The organism is Streptomyces polyasparticus, assembly GCF_014493765.1.
GTDB lineage: Bacteria > Actinomycetota > Actinomycetes > Streptomycetales > Streptomycetaceae > Streptomyces > Streptomyces polyasparticus.
Genome location: NZ_JACTVJ010000029.1, coordinates 56,253 through 82,127, shown reverse-complemented (window position 1 = coordinate 82,127; position 25,875 = coordinate 56,253). Strand labels below are relative to the sequence as shown.

The 25,875-nt window shown below is 71.0% G+C and carries 26 protein-coding genes; 16 read left to right on the top strand and 10 right to left on the bottom strand.

The annotated features are described in order from the left end of the window. Nucleotides 1–51 precede the first annotated feature (51 nt). Entirely contained in the window at nucleotides 52–411 is a 360-nt protein-coding gene (locus H9Y04_RS40280; RefSeq protein ID WP_308801854.1) for a zinc ribbon domain-containing protein YjdM, read from the bottom strand. Between the two features lie 95 nt (nucleotides 412–506). Between H9Y04_RS40280 and H9Y04_RS40275 the strand changes: the two genes are divergently transcribed. The 5 genes from H9Y04_RS40275 to H9Y04_RS40255 all read left to right on the top strand — a co-directional run bounded on the left by H9Y04_RS40275 (nucleotide 507) and on the right by H9Y04_RS40255 (nucleotide 4,307). Next, nucleotides 507–848, top strand: a complete 342-nt coding sequence (locus tag H9Y04_RS40275) for an ArsR/SmtB family transcription factor (protein WP_187819207.1) — start codon at nucleotides 507–509, stop codon at nucleotides 846–848. Beyond that, nucleotides 845–2,578: a SulP family inorganic anion transporter gene (locus H9Y04_RS40270; protein ID WP_187819206.1), complete on the top strand. Its 1,734-nt coding sequence runs from the start codon at nucleotides 845–847 to the stop codon at nucleotides 2,576–2,578. The genes H9Y04_RS40275 and H9Y04_RS40270 overlap by 4 nt, the downstream gene beginning before the upstream one ends. After that, entirely contained in the window at nucleotides 2,575–2,982 is a 408-nt protein-coding gene (locus H9Y04_RS40265; RefSeq protein WP_236072031.1) for a pyridoxamine 5'-phosphate oxidase family protein, read from the top strand. Before H9Y04_RS40270 ends, H9Y04_RS40265 begins: the two co-directional genes overlap by 4 nt. A gap of 245 nt (nucleotides 2,983–3,227) precedes the next feature. Then, nucleotides 3,228–3,773, top strand: coding sequence for a polysaccharide deacetylase family protein (locus H9Y04_RS40260; protein WP_236072030.1), 546 nt, complete (start codon nucleotides 3,228–3,230; stop codon nucleotides 3,771–3,773). A 27-nt stretch (nucleotides 3,774–3,800) separates the two neighbouring features. Beyond that, complete coding sequence (locus H9Y04_RS40255) at nucleotides 3,801–4,307, top strand: hypothetical protein (RefSeq protein ID WP_187819205.1); 507 nt, start codon at nucleotides 3,801–3,803, stop codon at nucleotides 4,305–4,307. A 117-nt stretch (nucleotides 4,308–4,424) separates the two neighbouring features. Here H9Y04_RS40255 and H9Y04_RS40250 read toward each other — a convergent pair whose 3' ends face one another. Then, complete coding sequence (locus tag H9Y04_RS40250; RefSeq protein WP_187819204.1) at nucleotides 4,425–5,927, bottom strand: acyl-CoA synthetase; 1,503 nt, start codon at nucleotides 5,925–5,927, stop codon at nucleotides 4,425–4,427. 12 nt (nucleotides 5,928–5,939) lie between these two features. After that, nucleotides 5,940–6,923: an SDR family NAD(P)-dependent oxidoreductase gene (locus H9Y04_RS40245; RefSeq protein WP_308801850.1), complete on the bottom strand. Its 984-nt coding sequence runs from the start codon at nucleotides 6,921–6,923 to the stop codon at nucleotides 5,940–5,942. Nucleotides 6,924–7,175: 252 nt separating this feature from the next. On the opposite strand from H9Y04_RS40245, the gene H9Y04_RS40240 reads away from it, so the two are divergent. Together H9Y04_RS40240 and H9Y04_RS40235 are read left to right on the top strand one after the other, a co-directional pair. Further along, nucleotides 7,176–7,601 carry a MarR family winged helix-turn-helix transcriptional regulator gene (locus H9Y04_RS40240; RefSeq protein ID WP_187819203.1) on the top strand — a complete coding sequence of 142 codons (426 nt, stop codon included), beginning with the start codon at nucleotides 7,176–7,178 and terminating at the stop codon, nucleotides 7,599–7,601. A 147-nt stretch (nucleotides 7,602–7,748) separates the two neighbouring features. Further along, a complete protein-coding gene (locus H9Y04_RS40235) occupies nucleotides 7,749–8,504 on the top strand; it encodes an IclR family transcriptional regulator (protein ID WP_214662144.1) in 756 nt (251 codons plus the stop codon). Between the two features lie 13 nt (nucleotides 8,505–8,517). Here the strand turns inward: H9Y04_RS40235 and H9Y04_RS40230 are convergent, their stop codons facing one another. After that, nucleotides 8,518–9,369: a PaaX family transcriptional regulator gene (locus H9Y04_RS40230; RefSeq protein WP_308801848.1), complete on the bottom strand. Its 852-nt coding sequence runs from the start codon at nucleotides 9,367–9,369 to the stop codon at nucleotides 8,518–8,520. Between the two features lie 238 nt (nucleotides 9,370–9,607). Here H9Y04_RS40230 and H9Y04_RS40225 point away from each other — a divergent pair, with 238 nt between their 5' ends. The 5 genes from H9Y04_RS40225 to H9Y04_RS40205 are packed head-to-tail and all read left to right on the top strand — an operon-like array spanning nucleotide 9,608 to nucleotide 14,289. Further along, nucleotides 9,608–10,795 (top strand): ABC transporter substrate-binding protein, encoded by a 1,188-nt coding sequence (locus H9Y04_RS40225; protein ID WP_187819201.1) that lies wholly within the window; start codon nucleotides 9,608–9,610, stop codon nucleotides 10,793–10,795. Beyond that, nucleotides 10,792–11,598 (top strand): ABC transporter ATP-binding protein, encoded by an 807-nt coding sequence (locus tag H9Y04_RS40220; protein WP_187819200.1) that lies wholly within the window; start codon nucleotides 10,792–10,794, stop codon nucleotides 11,596–11,598. The genes H9Y04_RS40225 and H9Y04_RS40220 overlap by 4 nt, the downstream gene beginning before the upstream one ends. Continuing rightward, on the top strand, nucleotides 11,595–12,356 hold the full coding sequence (locus H9Y04_RS40215; RefSeq protein ID WP_187819199.1) for an ABC transporter ATP-binding protein: 762 nt from the start codon (nucleotides 11,595–11,597) through the stop codon (nucleotides 12,354–12,356). Before H9Y04_RS40220 ends, H9Y04_RS40215 begins: the two co-directional genes overlap by 4 nt. Continuing rightward, nucleotides 12,353–13,213, top strand: coding sequence for a branched-chain amino acid ABC transporter permease (locus H9Y04_RS40210; protein ID WP_187819198.1), 861 nt, complete (start codon nucleotides 12,353–12,355; stop codon nucleotides 13,211–13,213). Before H9Y04_RS40215 ends, H9Y04_RS40210 begins: the two co-directional genes overlap by 4 nt. Beyond that, a complete protein-coding gene (locus H9Y04_RS40205) occupies nucleotides 13,210–14,289 on the top strand; it encodes a branched-chain amino acid ABC transporter permease (RefSeq protein WP_214662129.1) in 1,080 nt (359 codons plus the stop codon). Before H9Y04_RS40210 ends, H9Y04_RS40205 begins: the two co-directional genes overlap by 4 nt. A 61-nt stretch (nucleotides 14,290–14,350) precedes the next feature. On the opposite strand, the gene H9Y04_RS40200 is transcribed toward H9Y04_RS40205, so the two are convergent. The 4 genes from H9Y04_RS40200 to H9Y04_RS40185 are packed head-to-tail and all read right to left on the bottom strand — an operon-like array spanning nucleotide 14,351 to nucleotide 17,066. Beyond that, nucleotides 14,351–14,764 (bottom strand): hypothetical protein, encoded by a 414-nt coding sequence (locus H9Y04_RS40200; protein ID WP_187819197.1) that lies wholly within the window; start codon nucleotides 14,762–14,764, stop codon nucleotides 14,351–14,353. A gap of 60 nt (nucleotides 14,765–14,824) precedes the next feature. Next, on the bottom strand, nucleotides 14,825–15,832 hold the full coding sequence (locus tag H9Y04_RS40195) for a PDR/VanB family oxidoreductase (RefSeq protein WP_187819196.1): 1,008 nt from the start codon (nucleotides 15,830–15,832) through the stop codon (nucleotides 14,825–14,827). Next, nucleotides 15,829–16,011: a hypothetical protein gene (locus H9Y04_RS40190; RefSeq protein ID WP_187819195.1), complete on the bottom strand. Its 183-nt coding sequence runs from the start codon at nucleotides 16,009–16,011 to the stop codon at nucleotides 15,829–15,831. The genes H9Y04_RS40195 and H9Y04_RS40190 overlap by 4 nt, the downstream gene beginning before the upstream one ends. Beyond that, nucleotides 16,008–17,066: an aromatic ring-hydroxylating dioxygenase subunit alpha gene (locus tag H9Y04_RS40185; RefSeq protein ID WP_187819194.1), complete on the bottom strand. Its 1,059-nt coding sequence runs from the start codon at nucleotides 17,064–17,066 to the stop codon at nucleotides 16,008–16,010. The genes H9Y04_RS40190 and H9Y04_RS40185 overlap by 4 nt, the downstream gene beginning before the upstream one ends. 236 nt (nucleotides 17,067–17,302) lie before the next feature. On the opposite strand from H9Y04_RS40185, the gene H9Y04_RS40180 reads away from it, so the two are divergent. Then, the gene (locus H9Y04_RS40180; protein ID WP_187819193.1) at nucleotides 17,303–18,676 is read left to right on the top strand and encodes an alpha/beta fold hydrolase; all 1,374 of its coding nucleotides are present in this window, start codon (nucleotides 17,303–17,305) and stop codon (nucleotides 18,674–18,676) included. Nucleotides 18,677–18,713: 37 nt separating this feature from the next. Here the strand turns inward: H9Y04_RS40180 and H9Y04_RS40175 are convergent, their stop codons facing one another. Then, a complete protein-coding gene (locus H9Y04_RS40175; protein WP_187819192.1) occupies nucleotides 18,714–19,319 on the bottom strand; it encodes a TetR family transcriptional regulator C-terminal domain-containing protein in 606 nt (201 codons plus the stop codon). Nucleotides 19,320–19,496: 177 nt separating this feature from the next. Here H9Y04_RS40175 and H9Y04_RS40170 point away from each other — a divergent pair, with 177 nt between their 5' ends. Together H9Y04_RS40170 and H9Y04_RS40165 are read left to right on the top strand one after the other, a co-directional pair. Next, on the top strand, nucleotides 19,497–20,906 hold the full coding sequence (locus H9Y04_RS40170; RefSeq protein WP_187819191.1) for a purine-cytosine permease family protein: 1,410 nt from the start codon (nucleotides 19,497–19,499) through the stop codon (nucleotides 20,904–20,906). Between the two features lie 43 nt (nucleotides 20,907–20,949). Continuing rightward, a complete protein-coding gene (locus tag H9Y04_RS40165) occupies nucleotides 20,950–22,620 on the top strand; it encodes an amidohydrolase (protein WP_187819190.1) in 1,671 nt (556 codons plus the stop codon). 17 nt (nucleotides 22,621–22,637) lie between these two features. Here H9Y04_RS40165 and H9Y04_RS40160 read toward each other — a convergent pair whose 3' ends face one another. Beyond that, a complete protein-coding gene (locus tag H9Y04_RS40160; protein WP_187819189.1) occupies nucleotides 22,638–24,443 on the bottom strand; it encodes a pectate lyase-like domain-containing protein in 1,806 nt (601 codons plus the stop codon). A gap of 284 nt (nucleotides 24,444–24,727) precedes the next feature. On the opposite strand from H9Y04_RS40160, the gene H9Y04_RS40155 reads away from it, so the two are divergent. Beyond that, nucleotides 24,728–25,837: a DUF1996 domain-containing protein gene (locus H9Y04_RS40155; RefSeq protein ID WP_187819188.1), complete on the top strand. Its 1,110-nt coding sequence runs from the start codon at nucleotides 24,728–24,730 to the stop codon at nucleotides 25,835–25,837. Nucleotides 25,838–25,875 lie beyond the last annotated feature (38 nt).

Genomic DNA, 25,875 nt, shown 5'->3' with positions numbered 1-25,875 from the left:
TGCCCCGGCCGAGCAGACAGGATCCGGCCGAGCAGAGGCGGGCCCCGTGCGTCAGGCCTTCTTGACCACGCTCGACTTGAGCTGCATCGCGCCGAAGCCGTCGACCTTGCAGTCGATGTCGTGGCCGTCGACGCCGTCCGTGATCAGGCGGATGCCCCGGACCTTGGTGCCCGCCTTGATGCCGTTGGGGCTGCCCTTGACCTTCAGCGTCTTGACGACCGTGACCGTGTCGCCGTCGGAGAGCACATTGCCCACGGCGTCCTTGACCACGCGCCCGGCGTTGGTCGCTTCCTCTGCGCCGGCGGTGGCGGGGGACCACTCGTGGGCACATTCGGGGCAGACCAGAAGGGCGCCCATCTCGTAGGTGTAGGCGCCGGCGCACTGGGGGCAGGGGGGAAGCGTTTCGTTCACGGGGCCAGCGTAGTGAATGCAGTCCATGAATTGCAAAATTTCGCAAGTCCATACATGCTGAGGTCGTTGTGCCCAGCCGGCGAGGAGTCCCGTACGTGTCCGTACCGCTGTATCAGGCGAAGGCCGAGTTCTTCCGGATGCTCGGTCATCCCGTACGGATAAGGGTTCTGGAGCTGTTGCAGGACGGGCCGATGCCGGTACGCGAGCTGCTGACCGCGATCGAGGTGGAGCCCTCGGCGCTGTCGCAGCAGCTGGCGGTGCTGCGCCGCTCGGGGATCGTCCACTCGCGGCGTGAGGGGGCCACGGTCGTGTATGCGCTCGCGGGCGGGGACGTCGCCGATCTGATGCGGGCCGCCCGCCGGATCCTCACCGACATGATCGCCGGGCAGAACGAACTCCTCGAGGAACTGCGGGAGTCCGAGGTCGCCCGTTCATGAGCGTGCTTTCGTGCACCCGGTCCCTGGCGGGCCGGGTGGCTTCGCTGCTGCCCGGACGCTCCGATCTCGCGGACGTACGGCGTCATCCGCGCCGCGATCTGCTGGCCGGCCTCACGGTCGCCGTGGTGGCGCTGCCGCTCGCGCTGGGCTTCGGCGTCTCCTCCGGACTCGGAGCGGAGGCGGGCCTGGCCACCGCCGTCGTCGCCGGAGCGCTGGCCGCGGTGTTCGGCGGATCGAATCTGCAGGTGTCCGGGCCGACCGGCGCGATGACCGTCGTCCTGGTGCCGATCGCGGCGGCGTACGGGCCCGGCGGTGTGCTGACGGTCGGCCTGGTCGCCGGGCTGCTGCTGGTCGCGCTCGCGGTGGGCCGGGCCGGTAAGTACATGCAATACGTGCCCGCCCCGGTCGTGGAGGGCTTCACTCTCGGCATCGCGGGTGTCATCGGCCTGCAGCAGGTCCCGAACGCCCTGGGTCTGGACAAGCCCGAGGGCGAACAGATCCTCGCCGTGACCTGGCGCGCCGTGGAGGAATTCGCGCAGGCCCCGAACTGGACCGCCGTCGCGTTCGCCGCGGGCGTGGCCGTCGTGATGCTGGCCGGCGCCCGGCTCCGGCCCACGATTCCGTTCTCCATCGTCGCCGTCATCGCGGCCACGATCGTCGCCCAGGTGTTCCGTCTCGACGGCGCGCCGCCGATCGGCGATCTGCCCGCCGGGCTGCCTGCTCCGTCGCTCGGCTTCCTCGACCTCGGTTCCCTCGGCACGCTGCTGCCCTCGGCCGTGGCGGTGGCCGCACTCGCCGCCCTGGAGTCCCTGCTGTCCGCGTCCGTCGCCGACGGAATGACCGTCGGACAGCGCCACGATCCGGACCGCGAGCTGTTCGGTCAGGGCCTGGCGAACATCGCCGCACCGCTGTTCGGCGGAGTGCCGGCCACCGGCGCCATCGCACGTACCGCGGTCAATGTCCGCACCGGAGCGTCATCGCGGCTTGCCGCGCTCACCCACGCCGCGGTGCTCGCGGTGATCGTCTTCGCCGCCGCGCCCCTGGTGTCCAGGATCCCGCTCGCCGCACTCGCGGGCGTGCTGCTCGCGACCGCGATCCGGATGGTCGAGGTGGGCTCCCTGCGCGCCATGACGAAGGCGACGCGCTCGGACGCCGTCATCCTCGTCCTGACCGCCGCCGCCACGCTGGCCCTCGACCTCGTCCAGGCCGTCATCATCGGCATGGTGGTCGCCGGAGTCCTCGCGCTGCGCGCGGTGGCCAAGCAGGCCCGTATGGACCAAGTGCCGCTCGACCGCGGGGAGTACACCGCCGAGGAACAGGCGCTTCTCGCCGAGCACATCGTGGCCTACCGGCTCGACGGACCGCTGTTCTTCGCCGGAGCGCACCGCTTCCTGCTCGAACTCGCGGAGGTCGCCGACGTTCGGGTCGTCATCCTGCGCATGTCCCGGATCACGACGATGGACGCGACCGGCGCCCTGGTCCTCAAGGACGCCGTGCGGAAACTCAACCGGCGCGACATCGCCGTGATGACCACGGGCATTCGGCCCGGACACCGGCAAGTCCTCGCGTCCGTAGGGGCCTTGGAACTGCTCGAGGCCCACGGGCGTGTGTATGCCACGACGCCCGAGGCCATCGCCGGAGCCCGCACCCACCTGGAGAGCGGCGGCTTCCTGCGCGCCCTTCCCGTTCAGCAGACGGCAGTTCACGCCAGGGAGGAACCAGCCCGATGAGCATCACCCGTGACACGACCCCGCGGATGACCGAGGTCTCCGGCGCAGAAGCGCTCTGGCTGCTCGAAGGGAGCACCCAGGGCCGCCTCGTATACCTGCAGCGGGACCTGCCCGTGATCCGGCCCGCCCGGCACCTGTGGGGTACCGGCCGCCTGGTGGTACGCACTCCGGTGGCGGCCGGCTCGCTGCCGCCGGCGCTCTCGTACCACGTGGACGAGTCCGACGCGGCGACGGGCGCGGGCTGGACGGTCACGGCCACGGGCCCGTACGACCTGGTCACCGAGCCGCACGAAGTCGCGCACTACCGACGGGCGTTGGCGGGCTGGATGCACGGCCCGCACGACACGTTTCTGCGGTTGCGTCCGCAGACGGTCCAGGGGTTCCGGCTTGCGGGGCTGACCTGAGGGGCTTCGACCGGGGCCGGTCGAAGGGTGCATGCGGTATGCGGTTGCTGTGCGGCGGTCGGGCGTTTCCGCTCGCCGCTTCGGATCAGGAGACCGGATGGACGCCGGAGTGTTCCGAATCACCGTGAATGCGTGGAACGTTCCTATTTGATTCCCCCTCTTGCAGAGGGGTCGCCGCCGGCGTGCGGTGCATGGTGTGTGGCGAGCCCGGAAGCGACCGATCCGCTTGCAGGGAGCACGCGCACATGCACATACGCAGGACATTGCCTCGGCTCGTGCCGCCCATGGGGTTCGCCGTCCTGATGGCCCTGGTCGCCGGCCTGGTCTCGGCTTTCTCCTCGGCCGTGGTGCCGATCGCGCCGGACACCGTACGTGCGCAAGCTCTGGACAGGGCCGCCACTGCGCCGGGCGCGGTGGACTGCCGACGGCAGAAGTGCATTGCGCTGACCTTCGACGGGAATCCGGGTGAGCCGACCGGCAACCACACGTGGAATCACCCGCGGCTGACCGATGTCACGGACGCGCAGATACGGGAGGAGATGGGGCGCACCGAGCGGGCGATCACGGACATCACCGGCCGTGCGCCCACGCTCATGCGGCCGCCGGAGGGACGTACCGACCGGCGCGTCTCGAAGGTCATGAAGGATCTCGGGCTGGCCCAGGTGCTCTGGACCGTGATGCCTTCGTCACCGTCTCCCAACTGCTGCACCCGGCTGTCGTCGAACCGGGCAGGGTCTACCGCTGACCGCGCCTTTCGGGGTGTGCACAACGGGCCTTGGGCGATTCGCTGAGGGCAGGGGCTCTGGCACGATGAGGCAATGTTCGATTTCGGCATCGCGGGCTACGAACCGCTGTGGCTGAACGGCCGCAGTGACCTCGTGCGAGCGCATGCGCATCGGCTGCGCGGTCTGGCCGGCCGGACACTGACGTGTGTCTGGATGGTCTGGGACCGTGAGGACGACGAGTGGTTCTGCGACGGCCCGGTCCTGTTCGACTTCGACGGCGAGCAGGTCGAGATCAACCATCAGAAGTTCGACGATCTCTCCCTCACGTGGAACACGGTCGACCCAGGTGCGCCTGTCCGGTGGCCCGACTTCGACCTGCAGTGGCGTGCCGATCCCCTTCCCGGACTTCCGGCTCTGCGGGGTCTGCGCCTCGCAGGCGTCGAACTGCTCGAGTGGGCAGTCCGGGATATGGCTCAGGGAAACGTGGACATCAGCTTCGTCTTCGAGACGGGCCGGGTGACGGTCTTCAACGCACTCGACGAGAATGGGCTGAGCTTTGCTCCTCCCGGCCGGCATCAGCGGATCCACCCGCTGCACTGAAGTCGCCGGGTTCCGGTGCCGCTTCATCGGGACGCCGGCTTGGGAGGATGTCCGTCCGGTTGTGGAGGAGTGACTCCGTCACCTCCGTCACCTCCGTCAGCCCGGGCGCAAAGGGATTCAGCTGCCGTATTCGTGGCGGAGTCGGGTCTTGAGGAGTTTTCCGGAGGCCGTGCGGGGCAGGGCGGCCACGGCCGTGACCGACTTCGGGATCTTGTAGCCGGCGAGCCGGCCGACGAGACGGGCACGGACCTCGTCCGGATCGATGGCGGCGCCCTCGCGGGCGACGACCACCGCGCGCGGCACCTCTCCCCACTTGTCGTCGGGGACGCCGATGACGGCCGCCTCCACGATGTCGGGGTGGGCGAGCAGGGCCTGTTCGACCTCGGCGGGGTAGATGTTCTCGCCGCCCGAGATGATCATGTCCTTGATGCGGTCGACGATGGTGACATAGCCGTCCGCGTCCACCCGGGCGGCGTCCCCGCTGCGGAACCAGCCGTCCCTGAGGGCGACTTCGGTGTCCGCGGGCAGGTCCCAGTAGCCCCGCATGACATGCGGGCCGCTCACGATCACCTCGCCGGTCTCGCCTGTGTCCACGGGCGTCAGGTCGGGGCGCACCACCCGTACGTCGCTGAAGAAGTGCGGCACACCGGCCGTGCCCGCCTTGCTGACCGCGTGCTCCGCGTCCAGGAAGAGGACTCCGGGCGCCGCCTCCGTCATCCCGTATCCCTGCAGGAAGGTCAGACCGCGTTCCTGGTACGTGGCGATGAGCGGGGTGGGGACGGGCGATCCGCCGCAGGTGAGGATCCGCAGCGAGGTCAGGTCGGCGACCGGCCAGCGTGCGTGGCGGGTCATCCGGTCGAACATCGCCGGCACCCCGAACATGAACGTGATGCCGTGGCGCCCGATGAGATCGAAGGTGTCGCCCGGGTCGAAGGCCTCGACCAGGACGCAGGTGCCGCCCTTCAACAGGACGGGCAGCGTGAGCATGTTGAGCCCGGCCGTGTGGAAGAGCGGGGCCGAGACCAGCGCGACCTCTTCGGCGATGAGGTCGTGGTCGATCAGGACGTTGACGGCGTTCCACGTGAGGTTGCCGTGGGAGAGCATCGCGCCCTTGGGGCGGCCCGTGGTCCCCGAGGTGTACATGATGATGCAGGTGTCGTCGAGTGCGACGGACTCGTCGATGGGCTGCGGGGACGAGGAGGCGAGCAGCTCCTCGTATGCGTCTCCGCCGGTCGGCAGGAGCGTGATCGGCATCGTCTCGGCGCGTACGGTCTCGGCGGTGGCGGCATACGCGGGGGAGTGGAGCAGCAGCCGGGCGCCGGAGTCGGCCACCTGGTAGGTGATCTCCGGTGCGGCCAGGCGGGTGTTGAGCGGCACGAAGACCGCTCCGAGGAGGCCGGTGGCGAAGAGGCTCTCCAGGAAGGAGGGGTGGTTGGCGCCGAGGTAGGCGACGCGGTCGCCGCGTTCAACTCCCGCTGCCCTCAAGGCATGGGCGAGGCGGGTGGTGCGCTCGTACAGGGCGGCGTACGTGGTCGCCGCGCCCTCGTACAGCAGGGCGGTGCGGTGCGGAGTCTTGCGGGCCCGGCGCGCGGGCCACGACCCGATTCCCTCGTTGCGCATCGGCGCTCTCCTTCAGGAGCCGGAGGCTGAGTGTCCGGACGCGGCGGGCCCGGAAGGGGAGTGTCCGGACGCGGGATGCTCCGGGAATCTCGGCGCGGGGATGCCGACGCTCTCCGGGCGGCTGCCGACCGAGGTGTGCCAGGTGGCGGCGATGGACTCGGGGCTCCAGCCGCCGTCGGCGTACGCGATCGCGGTCTCCTGGGGATGGGACCACAGGGCGAGCTTGTCGCCGCCGATGCCGATGCACTGGCCGGTGATGTCGCGGGCGGCCGGGGAGGCGAGGAAGGGGACGAGCGCGGCGCAGTCCTCGGGCGTGCCGAACCCCTCGCCCTTGCGCAGGAAGTCCGGCAGCGGGCGGCCCTCGTGCAGGGCTTCGACGTACGGCGCGAAGGCGGGGATGGTCTCGGTCATGGCGGTGGCGGCGACGGGCACGATCGCGTTCACGGTGATGCCCGAGCGGGCCAGCTCCATGGACCAGGTACGCGCCATCGCGGCGATCCCCGCTTTGGCGGCGGCGTAATTGGTCTGCCCGAAGTTGCCGCGCTGCCCCGCCGGCGAGCCCACCAGGACCAGGCTGCCGCCCTCGCCCTGCTCGCGCATGCGGACGGCCCCGGCACGGGCGCAGGTGAACGTGCCCTTCAGATGAGTGGTCAGCACGGCGTCGAAGTCCTCGTCGGTCATCTTCCACAGCACGCGGTCGCGCAGGATGCCGGCGTTGGTGACCATCGCATCGAGGCGCCCGTACGTGTCCACGGCGCGGGCGACCAGGCGGTCGGCGGCCTCGGCGCTGCCGACGGCGACGGCCTCGGCGACCGCTCGGCCGCCCGCCTCGGTGATCGACTCGGCAGCCTGCGCGGCGGCCTCCTCGTCGAGGTCGTTGACGACGACCGCGGCGCCGGATCTGGCCAGCGCGGTGGCGTACGCGAGGCCCAGGCCACGGCCGGAGCCGGTGACCACGGCGACCTTTCCGGCCAGATCGATGGGGGCGTTCGGCACAGCTGGTGTCCCTTCATCAAGAAGTCATGAGGAAGCCATCAGGTGCATCGGTGCCACGGAGGAGCGTCGGGAAGACGGCCGGAGCAGGTCCCCGACCGGTTCGCGGAAAGGAAGCTAACTACAATCATTGTTGCCGTCAATGATTGTGACGGGCCTGGGTCTACGTCATGCTGGTGCCGGACGCACACCCGCCCACGAGCGGACCGGACCGGGGAGCACGACATCGCTGAGACAGAGGGGGACGCGCCCTGGATGCGCGCCCTGCATGCCGACACGGGCTATCTGCTCTACCGCCTGGGCCTGCGGTCGGGGCGGCTGTTCAACGCCACCCTCGAGGAGTCGGGGCTGCGTCTGCGGCACTATGCGCTGCTTCGCTATCTGGCCACCGTCGAGGGCGCGCTGCAGCGGGAGTTGAGCGACCGGCTCGGCTACGACCCGAGCGCCATCGTCAGTCTCGTGGACGACCTGGAGCGGCTGGGCTTCGCCGAACGCCGGCCGTCCCCCGAGGACCGGCGCCGCCGAGTCGTCGTCCTGACGGACCCGGGGCGGACCATGCTGCGCGACACCGACAAGGCCGGCCGCCGCGTCACCGACGAACTGCTCGATCCGCTCGACGCCAAGGAACGCGAGCAGTTGCACGCGCTCCTGCTGCGCGTCGCCGAGCGGAGCAAGGGCTGACCCGTGCAGTCGTCCGAAGGCCGCAGCTCCGAAGGCCGTAAGTCCGAATGTCGCAGCCCCCAAGGCCGTAAGTCCGAAGGCCGAACCTCCGAAAGCCGCAGCCCCGAAAGCCGCAGCCCCGAAAGCCCCAGATCCGCCGCCGACCGCCTGCTCGACGTGCTCGCGGCCTTCGACCACGAGCACCCTGCGCTGTCGCTCACCGAGATCGGCCGCCGGGCCGGCCTGCCGCTGGCCACGGCCCACCGCCTGGCCGGGGTGCTGACCCGCTGGGGAGCGCTGGAGCGCGATGCGTCCGGGTGCTACCGCATCGGGCTGCGCCTGTGGGAGCTCGGCGCGCTGGCTCCCCGTGGGGTGGCGCTGCGCCAGGCCGCCCAGCCGTTTCTCGAGGACCTGTACGAAGCCACGCACGAGAACGTCCAACTCGCCGTCCGCGACGGGGCGGACGTGGTCTACATCGAACGGATCTCCGGGCGCACCGCCGTCGGTGTGCTCAGCCAGGTCGGCGCCCGCTGGCCACTGCACGCGACCGGGGTCGGCCTGGTGCTGCTCGCGTACGCGGGCGCCGCACTGCAGGAGGAGGTCTACGGCAAGCCGCTGGTCGCCTTCACCCCGTACACCGTGACCGATCCCGGGCGGCTGCGCCGGATGCTCGCGGAAGTGCGGCGTACCGGCTGCGCGGTGAGCGACCGTCAGATCACGGACGACGCCCTGTCGGTGGCGGCGCCGGTGCGCGGGCCTGGCGGGGATGTGATCGCGGCCGTGTCCGTGGTCGTGCACGCCGACGGTGCTCCGACGCGGGCGTTGATCCCGGCCGTGCAGGTCGCGGCGCGCGGCATCTCCCGGACCCTCGGCTGGCAGCCGGGCGATCGCGCGGGCGTGCCGGGGCAGCAGCCGCTCGTCTAGCGATCCGGGACGCTCAGTCCAACTCGACGATCTCGCACGTCCGGTCGACGATCTCCCGGGCCGGCTGCTCGTAGCGGCTGCGGAGTTGGTGGACGACGTCCTGGGCGCGGGCCGCGGGCCAGTCGGCCGGCAGATGCTGTACGGGCAGGCGCGGGTCCACCCGTACGATCTGCAGCCACTCCGTGAGCAGGCGCAGGTAGCGGACGAGGTCGTCCGCCGCGTCGGGGGCCGGGTCCGGCAGGTCCCAGCGGAGCAGGAAGTCGCTGTAGCCGGCCACGAGTCCGTCCAGGTCGTAGGCGTCGCGCACCATCTGCCCGACGTCCGTGGGGGGTTGGGCCACACCGGAGAAGACCTTGACCCGGCCCGCGAGCTCCGGGGTGTCGACGACCGGGCCCACGTCGACGCCCGACGGGGCGATCCACATGCCGTTGCCGAGCATGCCGAAGCCGGACCACACGAGGCGGGCGCGCAGATCGTGCCGCTGGCGCTGCCAGGACTCGGGGAGCGAGAAGGCGAGTACGGTCCAGGCGCCGTCCCAGTCGTCGTTGACCGGACCGCGCTGCCAGACCCTTGTCTCGCCGTCGCGGAGTATCTCGGCGGAGCGCTCGGTGAGGCCGAAGTACATCCGGCGGCCGCGCCGGTGCCGCGAGAGCAGACCCCGGCCCGCCATCCGGGTCAGCGTGGAGCGCAGGGCGTGCTCGCCCACGCCGAGCCGGGCGAAGACGTCGATGAAGCTGCCGGAGAACACGGCGACGTCGCGGCCGAGCACGTAATTGCCGAGGAAGGTCAGCATCACGGACTGCGGGCGCAGGGTCGCAGTGCCCGCGCGCCCGGCCGGAAGGTCGTCGTCCAGTGCAGCGTTCACCGTTTCTGCTCCTAAGAGGTCGTGAGGAGAGGCCGCGGCGGCCAGAGCAGCAGTATCGCGGCCCACTGATATTGGGCACATTATTGACGGCAGTCAACAGCACGCCTATCTTCGCACTGCATTCCGGCCCAACGGCCGCCTTCCCGGGGGGCCTTGCACGCGATCCGACCGCACTCCGTACGCCCCTCGCCCGGGCATCCCTCACCGTCGCCGGGCGCGGCATCATCGGGAGGTTTCCATGCGCAGAGTCCTGCCCCTGCTCGCCGCGGTCGCCCTGACCGTCACCGCCTGCGGAGGCGAAGCCGGCTCCGACGGCGGGGGGGAGATCAAGCTCGGCTTCATCGAGTCGCTCTCCGGCAACTACGCCCCGCTCGGCACCGAGGCGGCCAAGACCGTCGAGCTCGCGGTCGAGCAGATCAACGCGGCGGGCGGCATCGACGGGCGCAAGATCAAGCTGACCACGCTCGACGACAAGACCGCACCCGACCAGGCCGTCGTGCACTTCAACAAGCTGAAGGACCAGGGCGTCGACGCGATCATCGGCTCGACCTTCTCCAACTGCGCTCTGGCGGTCGAGCCGTTGGCGGAGCGCGAGAAGATCCCGTACATCTCGCTCGCACCCGCCGACGAGCAAGTCGACCCCGTACGGCCGCACACCTTCGTCGTCCCGGCGACCTCCTCCAAGTACGCCGAGTCGATGCTGCGCTACTTCCAGGCGGAGAAGATCACGAAGATCGCCGTCGCGTACGACACCAAGTCCGCCTATGCGCAGGCCGGGTTCGCGGGCATGCAGAAGTACGCGTCCAAGTACGGCGTCCAGTTGGTGCAGACAGAGCGTTACGAGACGAATGCCTCCGACTTCAGCTCCGTGTTCACCCACGTCCGCGGCTCCGGCGCGCAGGCACTCGCCGTCTGGGCGAGCGGAGCGCCCGGCGTGACCATCGCCAAGCAGTACGCCTCCGCCGGACTCGACATGCCGCTGGTGATGACCGCCTCGCAGGCGAGCAAGCTGTGGCTGCAGCCGACCGGGGCCGCCGCCGAAGGCGTGTTCGTGCAGAGCGCCGTCGGCGTGGTCGGCGACGAACTCCCGGACGGGAAGCTGAAGGACGTCATCGACAAGATGGCGGACCCGTTCGAGAAGAAGTACGGCTATGAGCCGCCGCAGTTCGCCATGGACGGCTATGCGGGCGTGCAGCTGATCGCCGCCGCGTTCGAGAAGGCCGGCGGCACGGACAAGGCGAAGGTCCGCGACGCCCTGGAGTCGATGGACCTGGTCACGCCCACGGGCCGCTACAAGTACAGCGCCGACGACCACTCCGGCCTGAACGTCGTCAACATCTCCATGAACCAGGTGAAGAACGGCAAGCTCGTCCCCACCGAGTGGGGCCGCGAGCAGTTGGCCGAGGCTGCGAAGGACGCGGGATGACGGCCGCCGATCCTCTGCTGCGTATCGAAGATGTGAGCCGTGCCTTCGGCGGCGTGTATGCCGTACGCGATGTGTCCCTGAGCGTCGCCGAAGGAGAGACGCGTGCCGTGATCGGCCCCAACGGGGCTGGGAAATCAACCCTGTTCAACATGATCAGCGGCCATCTGACGGCGGATCACGGCACCGTGCACTACACCCCGGCCACGGACGGAGGGGTGGGACTCCCGCAGCGCATCGACCGGTTCTCCGCGCACCGCCGTGCCCGCCTGGGCATCGCGATCGTCTTCCAGGGCGCGCGGCTCTTCCACCGTATGACCGCCTTGGAGAACGTCATGGTCGGTGCGCACGCCCGCACCCGCCACGGCTTCCTCTCCGCCGCGCTGCGCCTGCCCGGCCACCACCGGGAAGAGGCCGCCATCACCGCCGACGCCCTGGCGGCGCTCGAACGCGTGGGCCTGAAGGACTGGGCCCACCGCTCCGCCGACGTCCTGCCGCTCGGACAGCAGCGCGCCCTGCAGGTGGCACGGGCCCTGTGCGCCCGGCCAAGGCTCCTGCTGCTCGACGAACCGGCCTCCGGGCTGCGGGCCGGCGAACGCGAGGCGCTGGCCCAGCTGATTGAGAGCCTGCGCCAGGAAGGCCTGACGATGATGCTCATCGAGCACGACGTGGCGTTCGTGACCCGCCTCGCCGACCGGATCACCGTGCTCGACCTCGGACGCGAGATCGCCGAGGGCACCCCGCGGGAGATCCGCGACAACGAAGCGGTGCTCGCGGCCTACCTCGGGCAGGAGAGCGCGGCATGAGCCTCTCCCCGCAGGGGACCGCCGCGTCCGCGGACCCGCTCACGGCGGTGATCGAGGTCGAAGACCTCGTCGTCCGCTACGGCACCGCCACCGCCGTCGACCAGGTCAGCATCACGGTCGGCGCCGGCGAGGCGGTGGCCCTCGTCGGGCCCAACGGCGCGGGCAAGTCCTCCCTGGTCGACGCGGTCATGGGGCTGCTCAGGCCGGCGGCGGGCAGCGTCCGTCTCCACGGGCGGGCGGCGCTCGTCCCCGAGGGCCGGCAGATGTTCCCCGACCTCGACGTCGAGGACAACCTGCGGCTCGGCGCCTGGCCGCTGCGCTCGCGCGGGGCCGCCGCCCGCGACACATCCCGCGTGTACGAGGTGCTCCCCGACCTCGCGTACATCCGCCGCCGCAAAGCGGGCGCGCTCTCCGGCGGTCAGCAGCAGATGGTCGCGTTCGGCCGCGCACTCATGGCCGACCCGGATGTCCTGGTGGTCGACGAACTCTCCCTCGGACTGGCCCCGTTGATCACCGCGGCGCTCGCCGAGCACCTCCGCGAGCTGAACACATCCCGCGGGCTCGCTGTGCTCCTCATCGAGCAGAACGCCCGCCTCGCCCTCGACCTCTGCACCCGCGGATACGTCCTCGAATCGGGCCGTATCCGCACCGAGGGGCCATCCGCGCAGCTCGCGGACAGCGCCGAGGTCGCCGCCGCGTATCTGGGCGGTGCGGCGGAGCCCTCCGGCGCACCCGACACGGAAGGAGACGGGGAGTGAGCGACTTCCTGCAGTACCTCATCTCCGGACTCGCCGTCGGCTGCGGTTTCGCGCTGCTCGGCAGCGGCCTGGTGACGATCCACCGGGTCACCCGCGTGGTCAACTTCGCCCAGGGCATGTTCGCCGTGGTCGCGGGCCTCACCGCGGGCTCGCTGCTCTCGGCGGGGCTGCCGCACGGCGTGGCCGAGGTGGCGGCCGTCCTGGTGGCAGGCGCGACAGGCCTGCTGGTCGGCATCGTGGCGATCGGCCGCCGCGGCACCGGCCCGCAGTCCGCCCTGATCGTCACGCTCGGCATCGGCTTCCTCGCGTACGCGGGGGAGATCCTCATCTGGGGCGAGGACCCGCACTCGTTCGCCGGGCTCGGCGGAGCCGTCGAGATCGGCGGCGCGCATCTGCAGAAGCAGTACTTCCTCGTGATCGGAGCCGCCGCGCTCGGCTTCACGGCGCTCGGCCTGTTCTTCACCCGCAGCTACCTCGGCAAGGCGCTCGGCGCCTGCGCGTCCAACCCGTACGCCGCGCGCGCCGTCGGTATCGACGTGACCCGTATGGGACTTGTGGCCTTCACCCTCGGCGGGATGCTCGGCGGCGTGGCCGGGGTGCTCGTCACCCCGCTGCAGTCCGTCTCGTACCACAGCGACGTCCTGCTGATCACCAACGGATTCGCCGCCGCCATCCTCGGCGGCCTGGTCAGGCTGGGCCCGGCCCTGGTCGGCGGCCTTGCCCTCGGTGTCGCGGAGTCGATGGTCGCCGGCTATTACGAGGCCTCGTACCAGAGCGTCGTGGCCCTGGCCCTGATGCTCGCGGTCATGGTCTGGCGGGCCCGCCGGCACACCGCCCTGTACGAGGAGGCGACATGAACCACCCTGTACGAGAAGGCGAGATGAAGCAGGTGACGCTCCGACCGGCCACGGCCACCACCCCTGCGCCCGGACCCGGCCTGGCCGCCCGACTGCGGCGGCCGCGCGTCCTGGCCGTCCTCGTTGTGTCGGTGGTGGCCCTGCTGCTGCCGCAGCTGCTCGCGGGCTCCGATGTCGCCGTCTACGTCACCTTGTTGCTCTCGGCCATCGTGGTCACCGGCCTGTCGATGCTGATGGGGTACGCGGGACAGGTCTCCCTGGGCCACGCGGCGTTCTACCTCATCGGCGCGTACACGGCCGCGCTGAGCGCCACCCACGACATACCGACCTGGCTGGGTCTGGCCGCCGCACCCCTGACCGCCGCGGTCATTGCCGCGCTGATCGGCATACCTCTGCTGAAGCTGCGCGGCCACCAACTGGCCTTCGCCACGCTCGCGATGCAGCTCATCCTGCTCAACATCGTGGGCCAGAACGAATGGGCGGGCGGCGACATCGGCCTGCAGGGCGTGCCCCGGCTGACCGTCGCCGGCTACGAGTTCGCCAGCACGTCCTCGTACGCGTATCTGGCACTCGGCGCGCTGGCCCTGGTCGTGCTCGTCGCCCGCAATGTGATCGCCTCGCGTCCGGGCCGCGGGCTGCGGGCCCTGGCGACCAGCGAGGTGGCCGCCGAGTCCGCCGGCGTGCCGGTCGTGGCGTACAAGCTGGCGGTCTTCAGTCTCTCGGCGGGCTTCGCGGGCCTCGCGGGCGGGATCTACGCCTTCTACACCGGGTACGTGGCGCCCGGCTCCTTCCCCGTACTGCTGTCCTTCGAGTTCGTCGTCATGGCGGTGATCGGCGGCCTGGGCACGATCTGGGGCGCGCTCGTCGGAGCGGCCGCCATCACGCTCCTCCTCCAGCAGCTGAACGAACTCGGTACCGCCGAGGGCATGCCCGGTTACGCACCCGCCGTCATGTCCTATGCCGTGTACGGGGTGTTGCTCATCCTCGTCGTCCTGTATCTGCCGCGGGGCCTGGTCCCGAGTGCGCAGGGCTGGTGGGAGCGGCGGCGGGCGGCGAAGGACGGGGGAGGCGGCTGAGAACCCGCGACGTCCCCCCCGGCCACCTGGAGGCCGGCCAACCACACCCGGGTGCGCGGAGCTAGGGGCGGGCGTCGAGGCGGTGCTGCAGCGAACCATCCCGGCCGAAGACGTCCATCAAGTAGCCCCGCCTCAACGAAAGCCCTTCCTCGCGCTGCAGGAAGCCGATGATCGACCCCTTGAGGTCGTCGAACGTCTCGGCGCTGTCGTCCGGGTCGCGCGTCCACACGACCAGCAGGGGTACGCCGGCAGGGCCGGAGCTCCGCTGAATCCCGTACACATCGCGCGCTCCGCCGGACTGCCGGTAGCGATCGGCCAGTTGGACCGCGGCAGCGGGCGCGACGGTGGTGGTGGCCGTGGGGCCGGGAGCGGCAGAGGGGCGGTCGGAGCGCGGGGCACTGCCGGTGGTGCAGCCGGCCAGCAGTGCAAGGGCTCCGACGCAGATCAGCGCCGCCGAGCATGCGGTTCTCTTCATCGCGCCATTCTCACCGGCCCGTGGCCGGTCTGTTGACGCTGCCCCACCACACGCCTGGGTTCACAGGTCGAGTACCAGCCTTGACCCCCGGCAGCGCGAGACGCAGATCATCATCGATTCGCCCGCCGCCCGCTCCTCCTCGCTCAGCAACGAGTCGCGGTGGTCGGGTGTGCCCTCCAGGACGTCCGTCTCACAGGTGCCGCACGTTCCCTCCGTACAGGAGAAGAGGACCTCGGTCCCGGCCGCGCGCACCGCGTCGAGCACGGAGACATGGGTGGGCACCGTGAGGGTGCGGCCGGTGCGGGCGAGGACCACCTCGAAGGGGTGGTCGGCGGAGTCGTGGAGCGGTGAACGCGGTTGGAAGCGTTCGGCGTTGAGGGATCCGGGCGGCCAGGAGGCGCACACCTGCTCCACCGCGTCGAGGAGCGGGCCGGGACCGCAGCAGTAGACGAGCGTGTCCGGCCGCGGCTCGCCCGGATACGACGCGAGGTCGAGCAGCCCCTCCTCGTCCTGCGGGACGAGGCGGACCCGGTCGCCGTAGCGGGCGAGTTGGTCGGTGAAGGCCATGGCGGCGCGGGTACGGCCGCCGTAGAGCAGTGACCAGTCGGCGCCCGCGGCCTCGGCGGCCCGCACCATCGGCAGGATCGGGGTGATGCCGATGCCGCCGGCGATGAAGCGGTAGCGGGGCGCCGGGCGGAGCGCGAAGTTGTTGCGCGGGCCGCGCACCCGCACCCGCGCACCCTCGGTCAACTGCTCGTGGACGTGAGCGGATCCACCCCGCCCCGGCTCCTCCCTCAGGACCGCGATGCGCCAACTGCTCCTGTCCGCAGGGTCGGAGCACAGCGAGTACTGCCGTACGAGGCCCTCGCGGAGCAGCAGGTCCATATGCGCTCCGGGCTCCCAAGCGGGCAGTTCACCGCCCGACGGGTCGCGCAGGGTGAGCGCGAGCACGCCCCGGGCGGGGAACTGCCGCTGCGCGACGACCAGTTCAAGGGTGAGCTCGGCCGTGGCGGCCGGTTCCTGACCGCGCTCGGTCGTGACACCCCGATTCAGGGTCTGCTCGGTCATACGGTGTGCCCCTCGGGGTGCGCGAGCATCCACTGCCACAGGGCGACGGGGTCCTCCTCGACGTGCTCGGCCCCGCAGTGGCAGACGCCGTGCAGCAGGTCCGTGCCGGGCTGCCAGTCGACCCGGTACACCTCGGCGGTGGCGCGGTACGTCGCCTGGGCCGTGGGGGCGCCGCTCACGACACCTGCTCCGCGGGCTTGGCGCCCGCCTCGGCCAGGCGGGCGAGGATACGACGGGCGGCGAGGCCGCCGGTGTCGATGTTGATGCTCAACTCCTGGTAGCCCTCCGGCTCGGTGTCCAGGGCCTTCTGCAGGATGTTGAGCGCGTCGACGTCCTGCATCACCACCTTGTGGTTGAAGTCCCGCAGGAACGTGGTGACTTCGGGGTCGTCCTTCGCGAAGTCGCGCGAGACCGCCCAGAAGTCGTAGACCTTGCCGGGCGCGGACGGGGTGATGGCATAGGTGATCTCGGTGTGGAAGGCGTGCGGGTCGGTGCCGTCCGGGTTCGGCAGCACGCCGACCGGGGCGACGCGGCTGTGCAGCAGATACAGACAGGGCGCGTGGTACTCGATGTCCTGCCAGCGGGTGATCCGGCCCTCGATGCCGGTGGAGCGGGCGTAGAACGGCGGGCAGGCCGCATCGTCCATGTGCCGGCTGACCCGCACGATGCCCGCGCCCTCGTCGACCTCCGTGGTGATCGGGGTCTCGGCGACCTCCGGGGTGCCGATGTAGCCGCCGTGCAGATACGTCTCGTGCGAAAGGTCCAGGAGGTTGTCGACGAGCAGTCCGTAGTCGCAGTCGATGGGCTCCATACCGCTGACCGAGACCCAGGCCGGGTCGGACAGGTGTGGCGCGCGCGGAACGGCCGCCGGGTCGGCGAGTGCGGGATCGCCGATCCAGACCCAGACGAAGGAGTCCTGTTCCACCACGGGATACGAGGTCACGCGGGCGGTCCGCGGAATGCGCTTCTGGCCGGGGACGAACACGCAGGTGCCGGTCCTGTCGTACGTGAAGCCGTGGTAGCCGCACACCACCGTGTCGCCGTCGAGCCGGCTCTGCGACAGCGGGAAGCGGCGGTGCACACAGCGGTCCGCCAGTGCGACCACCTCGGCCGCGGCGTCCTCGGTCCGGTAGAAGGCGATCGGCTCGCCGAGGACGGTCCGGGCGATCAGCTCCCGGCCCACCTCGTGTCCGTAGGCCGCCACGTACCACTGGTTCCTCGCAAAGGCCGGCATGGCACTCCTCTCGCCGCGGGGCGGAGCGGCTGTGCTCCGCCGCGATGGTGCGACCAGAGTCGGAGCGTGACAAGCGCGCAGGCAAGGCAACTTCCGCCCGGTGGAAGGGTTTTCGGGATGTTGTGCGGATCGTTGACGACAGTCGGAAAGCCGCCCTACATTCCGGTGCCCCGCGCACTGCGCGCGGCACCCGTGCCTCCGTACGAATGCCTTCCGATGAAACGGAGCGACTCGCCATGCCCGTACGCCCGAAGCGCACCCTCGTCTCCCTGGCAGCGGCGGTCCTCCTCGCCGTCACGGCGCCGGCCGTCACCGGAACGGCCGCAGCGCGGCCCCAACCGGCCGCGCCGCCGCAGCACTTCACCGGCACACTCGCCGACGGCGCCGCCTGGATCGCCGACGTGCCGGCGGACTGGAACGGCACCCTGCTCCTGTTCGCCCACGGCTTCGGCCCCACCGTCGCCGCCAACGCGCCGAGCCCCGCCGTACGCGACCGGCTGCTCGCCGAGGGCTACGCGCTGGCGGGCTCCTCCTACGATCCGGCCGGGTCGTGGTGGGCCCTGAGCAGTGCGGAGCGCGACCAGTTCGCCACCATCGAGGCCTTCGGCCGCGCCGCCGGCCGTCCCGAGCGCACCATCTCGGTCGGCCAGTCGATGGGCGGTCTCGTCAACGCGCAGATCGCCCGCGACGCGGACGGCCGGGTGGACGGCGCGCTGGGCTTCTGCGGCCTGGTCGCCGGCGGCATCGATCTGTCGAACTACCAGCTCGACGCCGAACACGCCCTTGCTCGCCTGCTGCTCCCCGGCGAACAGCTGAAGCTGGTGGACTTCGCGAGCCCGGCGGAGGCCACGGCGACCGCCGACCGTCTCACCGCCGCGGTGAAGGCGGCGCAGACCACGCCCCAGGGCCGGGCCCGGATCGCTCTCGCCGCCGCCTACCTCAACCTCCCGCCCTGGCACTCCGGGGCGACCCCTCCGCCGCGGCACGACGAGGTGGCCCACGAGGAGCAGCAGTACGCCTGGCTGGCCCAAGGGGTCCTGAACTTCATCGAGTTCGGCCGCTACCACATCGAGCAGGCGGTGGGCGGCAACCCCTCGGGCACCAAGGGCGTCGACTACGCGCGCCTGCTCGCCGCCTCCGCACACGCCCCGCAGGTGCGTGCCCTCTACCGCACCGCGGGTCTCGACCTGGGCGCCGACCTGGCCACGCTCACCCGCGACGCGCACATCACGGCCGACCCGGCGGCGGTACGCACGGCGCAGCGCACCTCGACGGCCGGACAGGGCCTCGACGTACCCCTCCTGAACGTGCACAACATCGCCGACCAACTCGTCCCGGTGGAGCAGGAGAACGCCTTCGCCGACCGCGTACGGGCCGCCGCGGACGCACCCCTGCTGCGCCAGGCCTACGTGGCCCGCCCCGGCCACTGCGCCTTCACCACCGCCGAGTACGTGGCAGCCGTCCACGCCATGGAGCACCGCCTGGACACCGGCCGCTGGGACGACCGGGCCCAGCCGCACGTCCTGCAGCGTGCGGCGGTCGAGCTCGGCCTGGACGGCGCGGCGTATGTGCCCTACCGGCCGGGGGAGTTGGTGGGTTCCCGGCGCTGACGGGGGTGCTCGGCGGCGGCCGTCGTATCCGCGGGGCTCAGGCCCGCGGCACCAGCGACTTCGCCGCCGCCCGCGCCGTATCCAGCGCCGCCGCCCGTTCGGCGCCGCGCAGGCCGAGGACGACCCGGGTGCTCAACCCGTCGAGGAGCGCGAGGAGTTGACTCGCGACCGCCGGGCAGTCGTGGGCCGCGAAGCGTCCCTGCCGGACCCCGCGCGCAAGCAGCGCCGTCAGGTCCTCCTGCCAGCCCGCGTCGAGTTCGTCCTGCGCCGTGCGCAGTTCCTCGTCGGACGGCGTACGGGCCCACAGTTCGATCCAGAGCATCCAGCGCGGGTCGCGGGCCTCGCGCGGCAGATACAGATCGAGGAACTGTTCCAGCTTGCGCTCCGCCGTCACCCGCCGGTTCAGCAGGGCGCGCCGCTCCTCGGCGAGCCGGCCCTCGCTGAAGCGCAGGGCCTCCAGGAAGATCCGGTCCTTGCTGCCGAAGTAGTAGAGGATATGGCCGCCGCTCATGCCGAGCCGCCGGCCGAGCGAGGCCATGGTGAGCTCCGCGAGGCCGTGCTCGGCGACCGCCGTCATGACCTCCTCGAGGATGCGCTCGGGCGAGGGTCGCCCCGAACGCCCTTCGCGCTCCCGCACCGCCATCCCCGCGCTCCTTCGCTTGCCGTCCGGGCGTCTGCGGCCCGTCGGCTTCCGACCTTATCCGTCAGGGTCTTGACGCCGTGTGCCGCCACCCTCCATCTTGAATGCCGTTCTAAGAAATAGAACGGCATTCAAAACGCATGCCCGCCGCATGCACCCTGCCTGGAGAGGGCGCCGCCGATGACCAAGACGCGTACGCAACCGTCCCCGCCCGCACCACGGGATCAGGGCCGGGACGAGGTCTTCCAGATCGAGACCCATGGCATCGACCCCATCCCCGAGTCCGCGCGCCACGGCGGTGCGAAGGATCTGTTCTGGCTCTGGTTCGGCTCGAACCTCACCTTCACCTACGTGATCAACGGAGCCCTGGCAGTCGCCTTCGGCCTGAACTTCTGGCAGGCCACCGGCGTGGTCGTCATCGGCGGGCTCGCCTTCTTCGCCATCAGCGCCGCGGGCTACAGCGGCGTCCGCACCGGCACGGCGACCCTGGTCATCTCCCGCGCCGCGTTCGGTGTACGCGGCAACTGGCCCGCGGGGCTGCTCAACTGGGTCGTCTCGATCGGCTACACGGTGGTCAACACCGTCGTCGGCGTCCTCGCCCTGGAGGCCTTCTTCGCCCACCTCGGATGGCACGGCACCGGCGCACGCGCCGCGGCCCTCGCCGTGACGATGGCGCTGACCTTCGCCGTGGCCCTGTGGGGACACGCGACCGTGCAGTTCGCCGAGCGCTGGCTCGCCTATGTCCTGGCCGCGGGGTTCGGCGCGCTGCTCGTGTTCGTCCTGCCCGGCGCGGACTTCTCCACGCAAGGCGGAGCGCCCGGCGCCGCGGGGTGGAGCCTCGCCTTCGTGGTGGCGCTCGCGGGCCCGTTCTCGTATCTGCCGATGCCGGCCGACTACACCCGCTATCTGCCGGTCACCACCTCGCTGCGCTCCCTGACCTGGGCCGGCGCCCTCGGTGGATTCGTCTCCTCCGTGGCGCTGGGCGTCGCGGGCGTGGCCGCCGCCACACAGGCCGATCTGACGGACGCCGTGGCGGGTACGGAGACGCTGCTTCCGGGCTGGTTCAAGCCGGTCTTCCTCGCGCTCGTCCTCGGCGGCTGCGTCACCAACTCGATCATCACGCTGTACTCGTCCAGCCTCAACCTCCAGGTCCTCGGCATCCCTTGGAGCCGCGCGAAAGCCATCGTGATCAGCGCCGCCGTGACACTCGGGGGCTCGGTGTACGCGCTGTTCCTCGGCGATTTCACCAGCGCCCTGCTGTCGTTCCTGTCGCTGCTGGTCATCGTGTTCGCGCCCTGGGGCGGTGTGTTCCTCGCCGACATGGTGCTGCGCCGCTGCCGCTACGACAACGAATCCCTTCACTCCGGCCGCGCCGGCGCCTACTGGTACCGCGGCGGCTACCACCCGGCCGGCCTGACCGCCCTGCTCGCCGGCATCGCCTTCGGCGCCCTGACCTGCGACTCGGAGCTGTGGACCGGCCCGCTCGTCACCCCGCTCGGCGGCGCCGACCTCAGCCTGGCCTCGTCCGTCGTCGCAGCGCTCGCCTACTGGGCGCTCAGCACCCGCACGGCCCCCACGGCCTCGCGCTGAACCCCCACCGCACCACACCCCGTACGACCACAGGAGTCGCCCCATGCACCGCCCCGGCACCACCCATCCGCACCCCCGCCCCGCCGACCTTCTCGTACGGGGAGCGCGCATCCACACCGTCGACCCGGACCTGCCCGAGGCGCAGGCGATGGCGGTACGGGACGGCCGGATCGTCTGGCTCGGGGACGACGCGGACGCGGGGGAGTGGACCGGGGCGGACACGCAGGTGCTCGACGCAGAGGGGCGGCTCGTGCTCCCCGGGTTCATCGACGCGCACAACCACGTACGCCTCGGATCCGACGCCGCCTGCGTGCAGCTCGCGGGCGCCACGACGCTCGACGAGGTGCACGAGCGGATACGGACGTGGCGGGCCGCGCACCCGGACGCCGACTGGATCGAGGGCGAGGCCTTCGACTACTCGGCGCTCGGCGGCGGCCGCCTGCCCACCGCCGCCGACCTCGACTCGGTCACCGGCTCCGTCCCGGCCATCGTCCTGAGCTACGACGTCCACACCGCCTGGCTGAACACCGCCGCCCTGCGGCGCCTCGGCGTCACCCGTGACCGTACGGAGCTGCCGTTCGGGACGGCGCAGACCGACCCCGTCACCGGTGAACCCACCGGATTCATCAAGGACTTCGCGATCAAGGGGCTGTCGCGCGAGGGGCATCGCGCGCTGCGCGCCCTCGGTGTGCCCTGGGCCTCGCCCGACCGGCAGTACGGCCGCCTCGCCAAGTCACTCGACGACGCGATCGGCTACGGCATCACCACCGTCGTCGAACCCCAGAACTCCCTCGACGACCTCGCTCTGTTCGAGCGGGCGCGGGCCGAGGGCCGGCTCCGCTCCCGGCTCGTGGCGGCGCTCTTCCACCCGCGCGGCACCAGCGACGCCGACCTCGACGAGTTCGCCGCCGCGGCCCGCCGCCACAGCGGCGACCGGCTGCGCGTGGGACCGCTCAAGCTCTACATCGACGATGTGGTGGAGCCGCGCACCGCCGCTCTGCTCGCTCCGTACGCGGGCTGCCGCCACCACAGCGGAACCACGTACTACCCGCCCGATGAGTTCGCCGAACTGCTCACCAAGCTGGATGCGCACGGCTTCCAGTGCTTCGTGCACGCCACCGGCGACCGGGGCATCCGCGTCGCCCTCGACGGGTTCGAGCACGCCCGGCGCATCAACGGGCCGCGCGACGCCCGCCATCAGATCGTGCACGTCGAATGCCTCGACCCGGCCGATACGGGGCGCTTCGCCGAGCTCGGCGTCGTGGCCTGCATGCAGCCACGGCACTGCGCACCCGAGGTCGCCGGCCCGGGCAAGGACTGGGCGGACAACGTCGGACCCGACCGCTGGCACAAGGCGTGGCCGATGCGCAGCCTGCACGAGGCGGGTGCGCCGCTCGCGTTCTCCAGCGACTGGAACGTCGCGGAGATGGACCCCATGATCGGCATCTATACGGCGGTGACGCGGCGCCCTCTCGCAGGAGGCGAGCCCTGGCAGCCGGAGGAGACCCTGGACGTGGCCACTGCCGTGCACGGCTACACGATGGGCTCGGCGTACGCCAACTTCCTGGAGAACGAGCTGGGTTCGCTGTCGGTCGGCAAGAAGGCCGACTTCGTGGTCCTGTCCCGGGACATCCTGCGCGCGGCGCCGCAGGACATCCCGGGGACGGTCGCGGAGGTGGTGGCGGTGGCCGGGGAGGTGGTCCACCGGGCCTGACAGCCACCGGCCGACGGTCAGGGATACGAGACCACGGTGGACGGCACCGTCGAGGTGCCCGAGGTCGGGGCGCCCGTGTCGTTGATGACATGGGCGTACTGGCCGTTGCCGCCGAGGGAGACCACGAGCAGCCCGTGGAAGCGGACGCCCGGTGTCACCGGAGCCGCGAAGCCGTGGTCCTGCACGATGCCCGGGTCGACGTTGTAGTAGCAGTAGCTGCCGAGGCCCCACCCCTCGTGTTCCGTCACGGAGTCGGCGACCTTGTACGCCGCGTAGCCCCGGACCGCACCGTTCTGGATCGCGGCCTGGTTCGGGGCGTCGTAGGCCTTCTCGTTCTGGAAGAAGACCGTGCGGCCGCGCTGACCGTGCCACTGCACGTCGTACTTGTTGAAGTGCTCCACGAACAAGCCCGTGGCCAGCACGTCGTCGCCGTTGACCACCAGACCGTAGTCGCAGCGGTTGGTCTCCCAGCCCACCCCTTCGCCGTGGTCGGCGCGCCAGATCCACGTGTGGTCGATGATCGTGTGGCGGGAGTTGACGACCATGCCGGTGGTCGCCTTGCCGGCGCCCGCGCCGCCGACCCGGATGAACACGTCCTGCACCGTGACCGGGTCGGCCGCATGGTCGGCGGACGCGCCCTGCGGGCCGACCTCGACGAGGGTGGGGGAGTTCACGGGTCCCGCGTCGATCAGGAAGCCGGCCAGCCGTACGCCGCTGACATCCGCGACCTTCATCGCCGTGGCGCCGCCGTCGGGTATGAGCGTGGCGTAGCCGAGGCCCAGGACGACGGTGCCCGGACGGTCCACCCGTATCGGCTGGTCCACGTGGTAGATGCCCGGGGTCAGCAGCAGGTGCAGGCCCTGGGCGAGCGCCTGGTTCATGGTGGCCGCCGAGTCTCCGGGACGGGCGACGTAGAACCGTTCCAGCGGCAGCGAGGTGCCGCGCGGCGTGCCCGATCCCCAGCTGACCCCGCGGGCGCCGGTGCGCTTTTCCGGCAGGAACACGCGGTACGCGCCGCCGTCGAGATACAGGAACGGCTTCTCGCGCGAGACGGGCGTGGTGGCGAGCGTGGTGTACGGAGGGTCGGGGAAGCTCTGCGCCGGTGCGCCTTCGACGCCCGAGAACACCATGTTCCAGACCGCGTTGACCCAGCCGCCGACCGCGCTGTCCCGGGTGTACCACTGCTGTTGCGAGTACGGTCCGACCTGGCCGTCGATCCGGCTGTCGGCGATGTAGCCGCCGCTGGCCCAGCCGTATCCGTCGGGCGCCAGATTGAGGCCGCCGCGCACATGCATCCGGCGGAAGGGAGCGGCCTGGGACACCGCCCAGCGGTTGGTGCCGTTGACCGGGACGAGGGCCAGATTCTCCGCCGAGCGCCAGAAGTTCTGGGTGGCGTTGCCGTTGAACCAGCCCGCGTCGACGGTCACATCGCCGTCGATGGTGGTGTCGTCGGGGGTCAGGCCGAGTCCCGCTATCGAGGTGTAGAAGCCGAGTTGGGCATTGAGCCCGTGATACGTACCGGGCTTGAAGAACAGCGCATAGCGGCCGGTGCCGAACTGGGCCGACTCCTGTGCGCGGAAGATCTCGTCGAGCTTCGCCTGGATGCCGGGCGTCGACGGGTCGAAGACGATCACGTTGGGGCCGAGGTCGCCGCCGCCGGGCAGGTTGCGCCGGCGCTGCGCGCCAGGTGAGGGGGCGGCGGAGGCATGGCCGGTGGTGGCGCCGAGTACCGCGGCCGTGGCGGCGGCGCCCAGGACGGCGCGTCTTCCGACCGCCGAACCGTCGTGCGCTGCGGAGGAGTTGAGGGGGGTTGTCGGGGGCATGGCTGGCTCTCCTGGTTCATGAAATGAACGAACAGGGGTGGGGGAGCGCTCTCCGAACGAGCATGCTTCAGGGGGAGTCAGCAGCCGTCAAGAGGCCCAGCAGTACGTTCCGTTGCGCGATTCCTTCGGTCGGATCGCTTGACACTCGTATGCGAGCGCCTCAACACTCCCGCAGTGGGAGAGCGCTCTCCCGCTTTCCCTTGGAAGGCGCACCGTGGGTGGTCGCCCGCCGGCGCGGGTGGCCACCCGACCCCCACCGTCCTTCCAGCGTCCAGGAGTTCTCCATGCCACGGAGATCGAAAGTCCTCTCAGGGAGCCTCATCGCCGGCGCCCTGCTGCTGACCACGCTCGGCATAGGCGGCGTGGCGTCCAGCGTCGACGGTCCGCCCCCGGGCGGCGCCGCGTCGGCCGGCGCATCCGTCACGCAGTCCGGGGCCGCCCACGCCGGCCACCGCATGGCCGCCTCGACCCGCGCCGCCGCCGACGACCCGGACGGCGACGGATACATCCCCGCCGAACCGCCCGTCACCGGCGTCGAACCCTCCACCAAGGAGCCGCCGCACCGCTACTTCCACGAGTTCCAGGCCAACTGCTCGGTCACCCACACCCGTCCCGACGACCCGATCGTCTATCCGCAGCAGCCCGGCAGGTCCCACGACCACACGTTCATGGGCAATACGACCACCGACGCGGCCAGCACCACGGCCTCGCTGTCGGCGGGCGGCACCAAGTGCCTCGCGCCCGGCGACAAGTCGGCGTACTGGATGCCCACGCTGCTCGACGGCGACCGGCCGGTCCTGCCCGTCGGACCGCAGGTCATCTACTACAAGGCGGGCGTCACCGACTACACCAGCGTCCGGCCGTTCCCCAAGGGGCTGCGCTATGTCGTCGGCAGCCCGCTGCAGACCCGCGAGGAGTTCCGCGCCCACAAGGGGTTCGTGGAGGGCTGGGAGTGCGGCGACAGCTTCTTCAACACCGACTTCCCCACCAGCTGCCCCGAGCGGGAGGACGTCCAGGTCAACATCCGCTTCCAGGCGCCGAGTTGCTGGGACGGCAAGTACCTCGACACCCCCAACCACCAGAGCCACATGGCGTATCCGGTGGTCAACCCCGGGACGAACAACAACATCTGCCCCGCCTCGCACCCCGTGGCGCTGCCGATGATCGAGTTCAAGATGGCCTTCCCCGTCAACGGCGATCTGTCGAACGTCCGGCTGTCGTCCGGTGAGGCCTGGTCGTTCCACTACGACTTCTTCAACGCCTGGGACGACCGCACCCTGAAGGCCCTCGTGGACCACTGTGTCGTCGGCGGTCTGCAGTGCAATGCGCGCGGCTACGACGAGACGCACCCCGAGGCCGGGGCGGCGCTGAACGAGAACTACGAACTGCCCTGAACCGGCCGGCCCGGGTCCCGTTCCCCGCGCCGGGCCCG